The sequence below is a fragment of the Ferroplasma sp. Type II genome (genome assembly GCF_000496155.1).
The window spans coordinates 1619-14529 of record NZ_KI542687.1; the positions used below are offsets into that span (position 1 = coordinate 1619).

The 12911-nt window shown below is 34.2% G+C and carries 15 protein-coding genes and 1 tRNA gene; 6 read left to right on the forward strand and 10 right to left on the reverse strand.

The genetic code is table 11. The features are described from left to right. Nucleotides 1–200: 200 nt before the first annotated feature. The 3 genes from AMDU4_RS01815 to AMDU4_RS01825 all read right to left on the reverse strand — a co-directional run bounded on the left by AMDU4_RS01815 (nucleotide 201) and on the right by AMDU4_RS01825 (nucleotide 3598). On the reverse strand, nucleotides 201–1955 hold the full coding sequence (locus AMDU4_RS01815; protein WP_021786267.1) for a prolyl oligopeptidase family serine peptidase: 1755 nt from the start codon (nucleotides 1953–1955) through the stop codon (nucleotides 201–203). Between the two features lie 315 nt (nucleotides 1956–2270). Continuing rightward, entirely contained in the window at nucleotides 2271–3029 is a 759-nt protein-coding gene (locus AMDU4_RS01820) for a nucleotidyl transferase AbiEii/AbiGii toxin family protein (protein ID WP_021786269.1), read from the reverse strand. Next, entirely contained in the window at nucleotides 3026–3598 is a 573-nt protein-coding gene (locus AMDU4_RS01825; protein ID WP_287950733.1) for a hypothetical protein, read from the reverse strand. The genes AMDU4_RS01820 and AMDU4_RS01825 overlap by 4 nt, the downstream gene beginning before the upstream one ends. Before the next feature lie 217 nt (nucleotides 3599–3815). Between AMDU4_RS01825 and AMDU4_RS01830 the strand changes: the two genes are divergently transcribed. Then, nucleotides 3816–4460: a hypothetical protein gene (locus AMDU4_RS01830; RefSeq protein WP_021786271.1), complete on the forward strand. Its 645-nt coding sequence runs from the start codon at nucleotides 3816–3818 to the stop codon at nucleotides 4458–4460. Here AMDU4_RS01830 and AMDU4_RS01835 read toward each other — a convergent pair. From AMDU4_RS01835 to AMDU4_RS01845, 3 genes are all read right to left on the reverse strand, one after another. After that, nucleotides 4457–5128 carry a hypothetical protein gene (locus AMDU4_RS01835; RefSeq protein ID WP_021786272.1) on the reverse strand — a complete coding sequence of 224 codons (672 nt, stop codon included), beginning with the start codon at nucleotides 5126–5128 and terminating at the stop codon, nucleotides 4457–4459. The two genes, AMDU4_RS01830 and AMDU4_RS01835, sit on opposite strands and share 4 nt — an antisense overlap. Nucleotides 5129–5151: 23 nt before the next feature. Further along, nucleotides 5152–5226 (reverse strand) — tRNA-Ile (locus AMDU4_RS01840). 36 nt (nucleotides 5227–5262) lie between these two features. After that, the gene (locus AMDU4_RS01845) at nucleotides 5263–6198 is read right to left on the reverse strand and encodes a TIGR00269 family protein (protein ID WP_021786273.1); all 936 of its coding nucleotides are present in this window, start codon (nucleotides 6196–6198) and stop codon (nucleotides 5263–5265) included. A gap of 84 nt (nucleotides 6199–6282) precedes the next feature. Here AMDU4_RS01845 and AMDU4_RS01850 point away from each other — a divergent pair, with 84 nt between their 5' ends. Then, nucleotides 6283–7005 (forward strand): sugar phosphate nucleotidyltransferase, encoded by a 723-nt coding sequence (locus tag AMDU4_RS01850; RefSeq protein ID WP_021786274.1) that lies wholly within the window; start codon nucleotides 6283–6285, stop codon nucleotides 7003–7005. On the opposite strand, the gene AMDU4_RS01855 is transcribed toward AMDU4_RS01850, so the two are convergent. Continuing rightward, nucleotides 6992–8131: an NAD-dependent epimerase/dehydratase family protein gene (locus AMDU4_RS01855; RefSeq protein WP_021786275.1), complete on the reverse strand. Its 1140-nt coding sequence runs from the start codon at nucleotides 8129–8131 to the stop codon at nucleotides 6992–6994. The genes AMDU4_RS01850 and AMDU4_RS01855 overlap by 14 nt on opposite strands. 145 nt (nucleotides 8132–8276) lie before the next feature. Between AMDU4_RS01855 and AMDU4_RS01860 the strand changes: the two genes are divergently transcribed. Both AMDU4_RS01860 and AMDU4_RS01865 read left to right on the forward strand, forming a co-directional pair. Continuing rightward, a complete protein-coding gene (locus AMDU4_RS01860; protein ID WP_021786276.1) occupies nucleotides 8277–8879 on the forward strand; it encodes a MarC family protein in 603 nt (200 codons plus the stop codon). A gap of 94 nt (nucleotides 8880–8973) precedes the next feature. Then, nucleotides 8974–9609, forward strand: coding sequence for an endonuclease III domain-containing protein (locus AMDU4_RS01865; RefSeq protein WP_021786277.1), 636 nt, complete (start codon nucleotides 8974–8976; stop codon nucleotides 9607–9609). On the opposite strand, the gene AMDU4_RS01870 is transcribed toward AMDU4_RS01865, so the two are convergent. Then, a complete protein-coding gene (locus tag AMDU4_RS01870) occupies nucleotides 9603–10103 on the reverse strand; it encodes a DUF1453 family protein (protein WP_021786278.1) in 501 nt (166 codons plus the stop codon). The two genes, AMDU4_RS01865 and AMDU4_RS01870, sit on opposite strands and share 7 nt — an antisense overlap. A 197-nt stretch (nucleotides 10104–10300) precedes the next feature. Here AMDU4_RS01870 and AMDU4_RS01875 point away from each other — a divergent pair, with 197 nt between their 5' ends. Together AMDU4_RS01875 and AMDU4_RS01880 are read left to right on the forward strand one after the other, a co-directional pair. Further along, nucleotides 10301–10534 carry a KEOPS complex subunit Pcc1 gene (locus AMDU4_RS01875; RefSeq protein WP_021786279.1) on the forward strand — a complete coding sequence of 78 codons (234 nt, stop codon included), beginning with the start codon at nucleotides 10301–10303 and terminating at the stop codon, nucleotides 10532–10534. Beyond that, on the forward strand, nucleotides 10528–10911 hold the full coding sequence (locus AMDU4_RS01880) for a prefoldin subunit beta (protein ID WP_021786280.1): 384 nt from the start codon (nucleotides 10528–10530) through the stop codon (nucleotides 10909–10911). The genes AMDU4_RS01875 and AMDU4_RS01880 overlap by 7 nt, the downstream gene beginning before the upstream one ends. A gap of 22 nt (nucleotides 10912–10933) precedes the next feature. On the opposite strand, the gene AMDU4_RS01885 is transcribed toward AMDU4_RS01880, so the two are convergent. Further along, complete coding sequence (locus tag AMDU4_RS01885; RefSeq protein ID WP_021786281.1) at nucleotides 10934–12196, reverse strand: ATP-binding protein; 1263 nt, start codon at nucleotides 12194–12196, stop codon at nucleotides 10934–10936. A 272-nt stretch (nucleotides 12197–12468) separates the two neighbouring features. After that, nucleotides 12469–12888 carry an adenylyltransferase/cytidyltransferase family protein gene (locus AMDU4_RS01890; RefSeq protein ID WP_021786282.1) on the reverse strand — a complete coding sequence of 140 codons (420 nt, stop codon included), beginning with the start codon at nucleotides 12886–12888 and terminating at the stop codon, nucleotides 12469–12471. Nucleotides 12889–12911: the final 23 nt, after the last annotated feature.

Here is a 12911-nt window from a genome sequence, read left to right on the forward strand (position 1 = left end):
AGGAACTGATGGAAAGGTCAAGGCGTTATACCTCAGGATCACACGATCAGAACATTACTTTGGAAGAGCATATTGACATTTTGAACAGATGTGGATTTGATTCTGTTGGTATAATATGGCAATATCTGGATAACAGAGTACTTTTCTCCAGGAAATAAATTAATTTTATTGTTATAATGAGACACAAGATTATGGAACCCTTACGTAGATTCTTTAAACACAGTGTTAATGAAACTTGCAATATAAGCCGTTTCGGAAAGCATATCTTCTATCCCAGAGCCCAGGTGGCCACCAGTGCCAATAAGGATATATGATTCATTTCCAAAATCTCTTAACTTTTTATAGAATTTCAGGGCGTGTGCCGGATGAACCCGGTCATCATTCATTCTTGAGTATATCAGTGAGGGCGGATATTTTCCGGGTTTCAGCTGTTCATATGCAGAATAATTTCTTAGGAATTTTACATCTTCCTGATTATCAGGATTTCCATATTCGCTTACCCAGTATTGTCCTGCAAGCAGCCTGTGAAATCTCATGAGGTCTATAACAGGGTTTCCGATTATTGCTCCTGCAAGATATTCGGGAATTTTATCCAGGGTATAAGCTGCAAGAAGCCCTCCGTTACTGACACCATAACAAATAATATTCTTCCCCTGAGCACTTAATTTCTTTATTATGGATTGAAAAGCCGAATAAACATTTTTCTTATTTTCCTTCATGCCCAGCCTGTGCCATTCCTCACCGTATTCTCCTCCTCCAGGAAGGTTGCAGATTACCACATTGACACCATTGTTCAGAAGATATGCAAAAAGATTGTAATAGGAAGGCACAATGGATATATTGAAACCACCATAGCCATAAACAATTGTGTTCTGTGTTTTTTTATTGGGTTCCAGAAAGAAATAATGTACTCTCCCGAAGCTGTTTTCAACATACTCTTCAGATATTTTAGGTTTTGAAACAATGTTCTGTTCCAAAAGTTTCAACTCCATATCACTATAAGAGAAAATAGCGTATGGAACCCCAAATGATCCCATAATAACAGTAGCTTTTTCACCGTCAGAATCCATGGAAATAAGGCCATATGGCTCACCAAGATCAAATTCTTTTATTTTCCTGCCATCAAAGTCATATATTACAGGTATTGCCTTTGCATCTCGCATATGAATGACAAGAAATCCCTCTTTCACAATGGTTGCATCCTCGACCGGGTCTTCCATGGAAAATTCATTTTTTCCATCACTAATAATGCCAAATCCTTTATAAAGCAGAGTATAAAGAGTACCATGCCTGTATCCCAGGATCTTAACCTGGCATTCAAATTTTCTATACAGTTTCCATGAGGAGGGATTATCTGCCAGACCGGTATATATGGAAGAAGATATATTATCCCCTGAAACCAGTATAACCTTATCTCCATAAATCTCTCCTTCTATTCCCTCCCCCGATTTTATTTCATTTCCAAAAACGTAATTTCCATTCAAATAAACGGCATTTCCAGAATGCATATCTTCGTTTACCATTTGATTTCTTTTCTCTCTTATAATATAGAAACCATTTTGTGTAAATAAAATATCATTTATCACACCCTTTTCCGTATAAATTATTTCTTTACCCTTAAAAATCTTAAGGACTCCATAATCAGAACCATTTGTTTCAAATAATGCTATCCTATTTCCATTCTTCTCAGGTTTTACCCATACAATAATTCCAGTTGTTGAATATATAAGGGAATTGTTAACTATGACCTTGTTCATGCCGTGCTCAATGGTTACAAAACATTCAATACTTTTAGTGACTTTGACAAGTTTCACCTTTTTCTGGTGAATATATGGTTTAAGTATGTCCAATATTTTATCGTAATCTGACTTTAGATAATTTTCTGTTTTTTCCGTTTCTTTTAGGGCATATTCTTTTACATCATCATTCATATTCTCAAAATCAATTTCTTCCATTAAATATGCAATCAATTAATCTATATATCCCCTTCTATGTTTGAATTTATTGGAATAGAACAAAGTTGTATTCAGAATATACAGCTTATTAAAGTGTATTCGATGTTGACCGACTTATCAGGCCATATCATTTCTATTAATTTTCTTGATCAATCTGCTATCAGAGTTTGTTCTGGTAAAGCAAGTCCATCTCTAATACTAGCCTGGAGCGCACAGGGAATTCAAGCCTCAAAGGTCATACCTCTACACTCAAAGGATTTAATATAATTCTATATGTAATTGCAAGCTCTGGAAGTGAAACAGGGATCCACATTATCATGGCATCAGGTCGCTTACCCATATTGAAATTATTTTTATTATATCATTAATATCAGGTAATTCATCCATTACAATATTTCTAAGTGTATTCCTGAAAAAATCTTGTTGTTTAAGCATTTCGCCGAGTAAATCTTCTTTATCAAATATAATATTATAATATTCGAGTTTTTTGTTTACCATTTCTAAGTCGAATTTTGCATTTTTCTTGGTAACCAAATAAAATAAATCATAGATATCCCTTGGTTTTTTTCTTGTATAAATGGCTCTTATCTTTTCTGAGGCAACCTCATCCAGTGACATCCCAGATAATATTCTTACAGGTAGGTCATATTCTGGAAAATCAAATTTCAATGCAATAGGCTTTTTTATTATTTTTTCTCTTCTGCTAATTTCAATATATACAGGTGTACGGTCCAAAACTCCTGTATATAAAGGTCCATTAGATAGTATCCTGAACGAAAGTGTTACATTATTATTTTTAAGAACTTTCAATTCGTTGTTTATTCCTATTAAAGATAAATTTTGATGCACGGTATTTGAAACATCATCGGTTATTTTATCGTTTGCTGTAAAATCCAAATCCTCGGAAAATCTTCTTAACCCGTGAAATAGCCATAAATAAGTTCCACCCTTCAATATTAATGGATAATTAAATAATGAGTTCAACATTAAAACTTGCATATATCTTTTCTCTTCCTGCCATGGTCTTAATCCATGGAGTTTTGATAATGATATTATATCATTTTTAGAAATCATTTAAGCATCCCCACTATCTTTTCTATTTTTTTTATTTTTAAATTTTTTAGCATAGTTATTACTTCAGAAAAGTCTATTTCCTTTTTAAAATCGTTCACATCAAATTTGGAAAATATACTGAAATATAATCCATCGAAAATTGCCTTATCCGGATTTGCAACAAATATAAAACTTCCGTTCTTGTTATATCTTTTGTATCCAAAAAATAATTCAGGCCTTATTTTATGGTATATTATACCAAGTTTATAATAATTCATGGAGTTTCTAGTACTTACACATTCAATATATTGTGGAACCTGATAAGTTATCTTATGGTATAGTAATGCAGAATTTATTGATATATACGAGGGAGAAATCAACTGTGATGCTATAATAAAGTCATCATTGATAAATGATATCTTTCCATTAACAAGCCTTGTGGCAAGACCGTTTTGAACAAGTCTGTTCATATAAACTCTCGCAATATTTTTATTCTTATTGATAAGATTTGAAATCTCTTGTACACTATAAACGCTTAATCCCGAATTTAAAGCCATATCACGAATTTTGTATAAGGATAATTCTTTCATTTTAAACCTCTGAGGAAGTCTGGAAGTTATTTAACGAATACCAATTGTCACATCAATATAACAATATTGTTATGTTGAAATGATATAAATATTTGTTTATTATTTTACAAATTACAAAATATGGTGAAATCTATATATCAGGAACTACAAGCTCTTTAACCACAACAGAAATGTAAATGGCAGTGTCAGAAATGTATCGGATGATGGTTGTGGCAATATGAGTATAGCTGGTAATTTAAATGTTGCACATACCCTTGCAATGACTACCACTTCAGGACAGGTAATAACCTTTACTGGTCAAGGTGGTGCTTATATTGGTCATAACTTAAATTTTCATTTTCCAAACGCTACCAGCACTTATACTTGGAATATAACTAATGGTTCAACACAGCTTTTAACTCTTGGTATTGGTGTCGGTAATGCTGGAGATTTGAGTATAGCTGGTGGGTTAACTATATCTGGGCAAGTGGCACATAACGGATTTACCCCTCAGGGTCTTGGAATAGCATATATTATCGATACTGGTGGGGGTACTTATTCAAATGGTCTTGGAGATTTCCAGTTATGGAGTTTTTATAATGGTGGTAATTATATGTTGCGAATATCATATTTTTATTATGTAGATAGTTTTAGCTCTACCGGATTATCTCTCCCATCGCTTAATGTTTCAGCTACCGATTTATCTGGAAATAGATATACAGAAACTTTTCTTAACGGCAATAATATCGGTGAAGGGACGTGGCAAACAAAAATAGGATTTGTATATGCAGAGGGTGGGACAACAACTAACAGATACGTAACAGGTGCAAGTGGAACGTATACCATTAATTATGGATATGCAGTAGAATTATTGCAAATTTAAATACTAATATTTTCACTTACAATATATGGTATAGTTGTAGTATTTGATATATCACATGAAATTTGTAAATGAGAAAGATATGATATTGATATTCGGATAATTTCATGAGGTGGAATAGATATTGTTTCATTTTTAAAAATAGGAAGCCCTGTTCCAAGATAATAGCTGTCACCATTTCCTTTTAATTGTGGTGGAGAGGAAGTATTAGTAGTTATTATAGTGCCATTTGGATACTGAGTATCATGAACACAATAATACGATGTATTTCCTCCTAATTCTTCATCATGAAAATTAGAAAAGAAATATCCATAAAGAATATCTGAAGAGTTAAATGCTGTTCCTGTAAAATTAAGTTTTATTGAATAGTTTAATGAATTATACATAGAAATAAGACCATATAACACTAATCCTGAATTATTCCCACTATTATGAAAATTCATATTTATTAAATTATTTTTGATAGAATAATTTGTTAATCCATGATTAAGAAATATTTTTAATTTTGAAGTATTCATATGAGATAAATTAAAACTTGGGTCTTCTATTTCAACGGCAAAAGCACTATTATTACCGAAATTAAATTTCTGGACACCTGCAAATTCTATTCCAGCAATTACTATAACTGCTATTGCTATGGCTATTATGATAATTATTATTTTATTCTTCATATACTATATCCCCCAACTATAAATGGGGCTGACCGGATTTGAACCGGTGACCTCCCGGTTATCAGCCGGGTGCTCCAACCAAGCTAAGCTACAGCCCCGTGAGACCCTTATTGTTAGAAATTAAATAAATATTTCTATGTATCCCTATCTATTTTCCTTATCTGTCCAAGGTCAGTGCATACCTCACACATATCACCGGGAGTGGGCGCACCACATGTCCTGCAGGAATTCAATTTCATATTTTCATTAACATAACTATCTCTTATGGCCGGCCTTGTCTCATCAAAGAACTTTACTATAGCAAATTTTGTCCCGGGAGTTTCCTTTTCAAGCTTTTCTATAATATCCCTGAATGAATTTCTCTGTGCCATGCTGTAGTAAGGGCACCAGCTAGAGTCAAAGTCTATGCCACTTAATATTGCATAAAGCACAACCTCTTTTTCAGGTATTTTCCTTAATGGCAGTATTCTTGGCACCAAACCTTCCCTTGTATAGGAATGGGGGGCCATTCTTGCATAACGTGCAACGTCCCCCTTTGCAATATTCATCAGAATTGACTGCGCATAGTCATCAAGGTTAATTCCCAGTGCAACATAATCTGATCCATTATATTCTGAAATTCTGTTCATTAGTTGTCGTCTCATGGGGCCACAGTGTGAACATGAAATAGTTTTTCTGTCAATTTTCATTATTTCATCCAGAGTATATCCGTAATTTTCCTTGTATGATATCACTTCATGCTTTATTCCCAAAGTTTTGCTTAATTTTTTAGCTTTTTCCAGTCCAGAACTTCTGTATCCTTCTATGCCCTCATCTACAGTGAATGCAGTAAGCTCTAAATTTCTTCTTTCTGATAATATCTTGTGCATTAGAAACAGTGTTACGGAACTGTCCTTGCCGCCAGAAATAGCAACGGAAATTTTTACCTTTCCTTTACTGAAATCTATCTGTCCCCGTATCTCACGTTTCACCCTTTTTTCTACGTATTCCATAAAGTGTTTTTTACATAGTGCGGAACCATTGTATTTTACCTCATATATAGCAGTGGTGCCGCATATTGAACATTCCATTGATATATAATTGCTTAGAGGTATTAATATTATATCGAACTGTTTCTTGCAACATTATTAATAAAAAGTATTCGATTACTGGTTATGGATGCACTGATAACAGCAGCCGGGCTTGGAACCCGTGCCAATCTTCCTAATGGCATGCGAAAAGAAATGCTTCCGGTTTACGCAGCGAGGCACGGCAAAATAGTTCTGAGGCCCATTCTTGAATGTATAATACATAATCTCTCACTATCTGGTGCTGACAGATTTTTTGTTGTCCTTGACAAAAATGACATTCATACAGCGGATTATCTGTCAACTCTGGGAATGAAAATCGAATACATATACCAGAAAAAGCCAGAGGGATACGGCAAAGCAGTGGCACTTGCAGAGGAATACATAAAAGATGATTTTATACTCAATGCCGGGGACGGTCTCATAATGGACATGGGCAAAACAAAGAAAATGATAGATCTTTTCAAATCAACTGGGAAAACCATGCTAAGTGTAATGTCTGTTCCAAATCCTGAAAGATATGGTGTTGCAAATATAACGAATGGACTTGTTAAAAAAGTTGTTGAAAAGCCTAAACATCCAGAGTCAAAATATGCACTTGCTGCCTTTTATGTTTTTAAAAGGGATGTAATGAACCGTATTGCTGGCCCAGAATTAACCCCTGCAATAAATCAGCACATTATAAACGGAAATGAAGTCCTGCCATTTAAAATAAGGAGAAGTGACTGGGCAAGCATTGGAAACAGCGATGATTACTATAAAGTCCTTAGAAGGACATACAATTTCTGTACCAGAATCATCTCCAGTTAGTTGAGGGCTTTATTACATTTTTCAGCCCATAAACCATGTTGATGTTTTTTCTGACATCGCTGATCATTACCGGCATCTCTTCGTCCAGGGACATTTGCCTTCTGTAGCCAATATCCTTTAAGTTCTGGTTAACTGGATTGTAATAATGGTCTTCCATTTCCACTCTTGGGTTAGGAACATGATCTATGCTTATGCTCTTTCCATAGATGGTTTCATACTGGCTTTTAACCGTCTCTGCAATGTAATTCAATGGATAATACTCATCAAACTGGTTATACACTTTATATTCCCTTTCTGCAGGATGGTCCAGTATAAGGTTAAGGCATTCGACACTGTCCTGTAGAGACAGGAATGCACGCTTCTGGTCGCCTTTTCCATATACTGTCAATGGATACCCTATCACGGCCTGGGATATGAATCTGTTAAGCACTGTTCCGTATACCTGGTCTATATCGAATCTTGTAAAAAGTTTGTATTTTGTGATTTCTTCGGTTCTTGTACCATAGACTACGCCCTGCATCACATCGCTGACGTTTAAGTCCCATATGCGATTTGCAAGCATAAGATTGTATGTGTCAAAAATCTTGGAAAGATGGTACCATGACTGACCCATTCTGGGAAAAGGAAGAGTGTCATTTCTTCCGTTGTATGACAGGTTTAAAAATCCTTCTGGTATGTCTATATTTGGCGTTCCATATTCCCCCATTGATCCAAGTTTTACTATGTGAATATCCCTGTTCAGGTCCTTAACTGCATATATTATATTCATTGTGCTTTCAATGTTCTTGTCCAGTGTTTCTGTTGCAGTTTTAAGTGAAATCATTGAATATGGTGCTGACCGCTGCTCTGCCAGGTGCACTATGGCATCTGGCTTGGAATCACGTATTATGTCATAAACAAACTTTGAATTGCTGACATCACCCTTATAAAATTTTATGGCATTATTCAGTTTCTTGTTTCTTGTGGCAAAGGAATTTATTTTTATTGCGGATTTTGAACCCACATTTTTTACCCTGTTTCTTGTGTAAAAATTATCGGCACCGTATACTTCGTATCCCCGATCAAGTAGCCTCAGGGCCAGGGGAAAACCTATGTATCCGTCGATGCCAAGTATCAGTACTTTCATTTTTGACTCATATAAAAATCCTATAATATTTTTTGCTTTTTCATTCTCTTTATAGCTTTTATCAGATCCCCTACATACCCTAATTTATAATTTAAGTGATCTGGTAAAAAAATTCAATTTATATATATAATTACTATACAGTAATATGACATTTATTGCTGATTTCCTAAAGGTTTTTATGCCCCTTCTTGTGGTAATAGACCCATTCGGGAGTCTTGCAATATTTGTCGGTATGGCGGGTTCCTTCAATCGTGATACCAGGAGAACAATATCGAAGGATGCTGTTCTTTATGCAGGAATTATAATCATACTTTTTGCACTTGCAGGTGGAATTATAATACAATTTTTCGGAATTTCAATAGAGGCACTTGAAATTGCAGGTGGCATTATACTTCTGCTCATGGGAATAGAAATGGTGAGGCAGGGTGCAAAGCCAGATACTTCTGTGGAAAGTTCAAAAAATATGGGGATAGTGCCATTTGCAACTCCATTACTGGCAGGCCCTGGAGCCATATCTCTTGTTATTATACTCATGAAGGGAGATTTGATGACAAAAATGCTAACCATAGTATCGGTGCTTCTTGTGCTTGCCATAGTATATTTCTTCTTCATATATTCCTCAAAGATATTAAGCGTCCTGGGAGATAAGATCATGACAGCCATCACAAGAATTTTTGGTCTCCTTGTAGCTGGATTTGCCATACAGTATTTTCTGGATGCACTTATTGCTTTGAGCGTGATAAAATAGCCAAATTCACAGGCTTTCATGTATTATTTAACCCTAATAAGAAGAAATACTGGAATAATAATATTTTTTAATAATTCCGCTATGCCAGATAAATATGTTTAGAAATCTCTACAACCTATTGTATGCTTACTACGGAAATCTGAAATGGTGGCCTTCGGAAACCGATGACGAAACAGTAATCGGATGCATACTGACACAGAACACCTCATGGAAAAATGTTGAAAAGGCTATAGAAAAAATGAAATCAGAACATATTGATACTTTAATTGAAATAACCAGGACGGATAATGAAAAATTAAAGGATCTTATAAGGAGCTCAGGATTTTATAACCAGAAAAGCAGATACCTTTCAGCGGTTGCAAGGGCAATTATTGAAAAATACGGAAGCCTGGAGAATATGAAAAATCAGAATCATGAGGAGGTAGCATCTTTTATTTCCGGGCTTCCAGGAGTGGGGAATGAAACTATGGAGTCCATAATGCTTTATGCTCTTGATTATCCCGTATTTGTGGTTGATGCCTATACATTTAGATTTCTTAAACGGTACTACGGCAAAGATTTTTCAAGAAAGGAAATAAGAGCCCATGCAGAAGAAGAGTTTCATGGAATTGATGAACTGAAAAATTTTCATGGAATGATAATAAATCTCGGAAAGGACTTCTGCAAAAAAACTCCCGTATGCAAATCTTGCTTTCTGAAAAGTAACTGTTTATACGGCAAAAATCAATAAACAGGTAAATGGCTTTCCTCGATATATTCTCTGTATTTTATATAGGTTTTAATAGACTCGCCCATTATTAGCCCAAGTGTTACGGCAAGAAGGGCATCAACTATGAACTGTATTTCAAGGTTGGATGGATACAGAAATTCCAGCAATATTCTTACCATGAATCCGGAAGCCCAGATAGTAAGTATATATGGAGATCTTTTATAGAAAATTTTTCCATCCTTCTCAAAAAATGACACATGTTCTCCGTAAATAAATCCTGGAATAATTCCAATGCCGCATAGTAGGATAACTACGGTTATATAATCGATATTACCTATAAATGCCGCTATGAAAAAAAGAAGAAGCAGGAAATATATAACAGGTGTCGTGAACAGCCTGAATGTTTTGAACGATCTTCCATTAAGCCCCTGTTTTATCCTCCTGTACATTATGCGTATCAGTATCAGTGCAATTACAACAACCAGAAATGTGTTTGAAAGGTTTAAACTGCTCATATCAGCCCATAGATTATGTATATATAAAAATAATAGCATATTCTTTCAAAAACAAATAGCCTCCAGCTATAACCAATCCATTAGGAAAGATACCATTCAGCATAGAAAACAAAGCTTTGTATGATGAAAACTATACATTCATCAGTACTGCAAATCTAACAAATAGTTATATAATAATATATCATAATGAATTAGAGATGTTCAGGGTCAAGATTACTCTGAAGAAATCAGAGTACATGAAATACCTGGAGGCCATAAGGCCAGAGGTCACGGAAACATTCGGCAGGTCAAGAGTGATCCTTGAAGAGGATGATTCTAATATTTATATAATAATAGACGCTCCTGACGCTCCCTCCCTGAGGGCCAGTGTTTCATCCATAACAAGGGTATTGAACGTAACCAAAAAAATAATGGAGGTAGATGTATGGTAGAACCTAATTTAAATGCATATTTACAGAACCAGATAAAACAGGCACAGGACATGCAGGCACAGATAGAGCAGGTGGCAAGCCAGCGGTACCAGATTGACATGAAGGTCAAGGAACTGGAAAAAACACTTAAGGAATTGAGTGCAGTTGGAACTGATGTCCCGGTGTATAAAAATGTGGGTCCTGTTATTTACAGAATTGATGACAAAGAAAAACTTGTTGCAGATCTTGAAGAACAGAAAGAGCTCAGCCAGATGAGGCTTAAAACTCTGGAGAATCAGCAAAAATCATTAGAGGAAAAATACAAGGATCTTGAACAGGCAATTCAGAAAAGGTATGAAGAATCCACAAGAAACCAGAACAACCAGGGAATAAATTAATTTCCCAACTTTATCCTATATTTTAAAATTCAAGGAGAAATTTCCATAATGGAATCACATTTATATTATCATTTGACTCATTATCATAGGTTACCATTAATGGATTTTCCACCTTATTCCCATATTTTTTTATGAATAGTTTTAACTGCTTTTCAGTTCTGTCAGTTTTTTTGACTGCTACTGGCATGATTTTGTCTTTTTTAATTGAAATAAAATCTATTTCATAATTATTTTTGTAAAAATAATTTGTCCTGATATTCATCAGCACTAAATTTTCCATTATATATGGCATTAATTCGTAGAATTTATCAGATAATGCAAATACAATATTTGGCGTTACTGGATAGCATTTTTTCAATTTTCTGAGGCTTATAAATTCATTTTCTCTATAATTATAAATAATTTTCGCCAACAATCCAAATTCAAGATACTCGAAATAATTTGATATTGTCCGCTGATCCCTTCCAATATTTTCAGATATTGCCTTAAAGTTCAATGTCATGCCAGGCCTATTTGAAATCATTTTTATCAGGGTTTTTAATAAATCCCCATCATTTACCCTAAATTCCCTCTCTATATCTTTATAAATTATGCTATCTATTACCGTTTCTCTAATATATAACCTTGCGTAATCATCATCCTCGTTCCTTGACAATTCTGGAAATGTTCCATATTTCATGTACCTATCAAGGAAAGGCATTATATCCCTTTTATAAAGATCTGGATTTTCCTTTATTTTTATAACGTTTAATCCGTTCATTTCCAGAAATTCTGTGAAGTTCAAAGGCTCTACGGCAATAGTAATTATTCTCCCTGCCAGGCTTTCACTGGATTTTTTTCTCAGTGATACAGAAGCTGATCCTGACAGTATAAATTTTAAATTTGGGTATAAATCATAATATAATTTTATTTTATCTTCCCAGTGCTGCAATTTCTGAATTTCATCCAGAAATATATAGACATTTTTCTCCGTATTATCAAAGGTTTTATGCAATACACTATTCTTATACTCATTAAGCACGTCATCAATATTGTATGCATATTCATCAAATGAAAAATACAGTATATTTTTGCCTTCAGTATGTTCTAACAACTCAGAAATAATCTGGTACATTATAGTAGTTTTCCCCATTCTCCTTAACCCGTATAATAATATAATTAATCTTTTGTCAATATACTTCATAATTTGATTGTATACGATTCTCTTATACTCTTTTGTCAATGATGGTTTCACTTTACCTATTTTCCACCATGTATTGAATTTCTCAAGTTCAGATAAGTCCATGAATGTATATACATAAATAATATAAAAATAATTACATTACAATGTCATTAATTTCTATATTTAGATACATTAGAATGTTATTATTTTATAATCATAGTAGCATTGTAATGATACTAATTTGTTTTTAATGCGTTTAAAATTGTTTATTAGCACATAAAAATAAAATGGCTTGCTAATCTATAGAGCAAAAAAACTCATTATGCGTACTACAGGAGTTAAAAACCAGCCATAATAAAATTTTTATTCCTGAATTATAGACCTAAGATGCATTCCTACATGGACTCAAGAATTTTTTTCTTTATCTTGGAGGAACTGTTTATGTTACCGTCAAATGGTGTGGTTCGTTTCACTTTTGTATTCAAACCAAGTTTTCTACATTCATTTTCAATGTAAGAATCATTAAATTTCTGGTCATATCCTAATGTGATTATATCCGGTTTTAACTCTGCTACGGTTTTGAATATATTGTCATCACTATGCCCGATCATTACCTCATCCACTATCTTTAGTTCTGATATAAGTGCAGATCGCTCTTTTTCATTGAATATCAATTCCTTTCCATGCTTTTTCGCAGTATAATCTGAGGCTATTACAACTACTAGATAATCACCGAATGATTTTGACTCTTTTAAGTAATGTACGTGGCCTAAATGCAGTATATCAAAAACTCCGGACGCCATAACTTTTATCATTGGAGGTTAAATGCTTTGCAAGT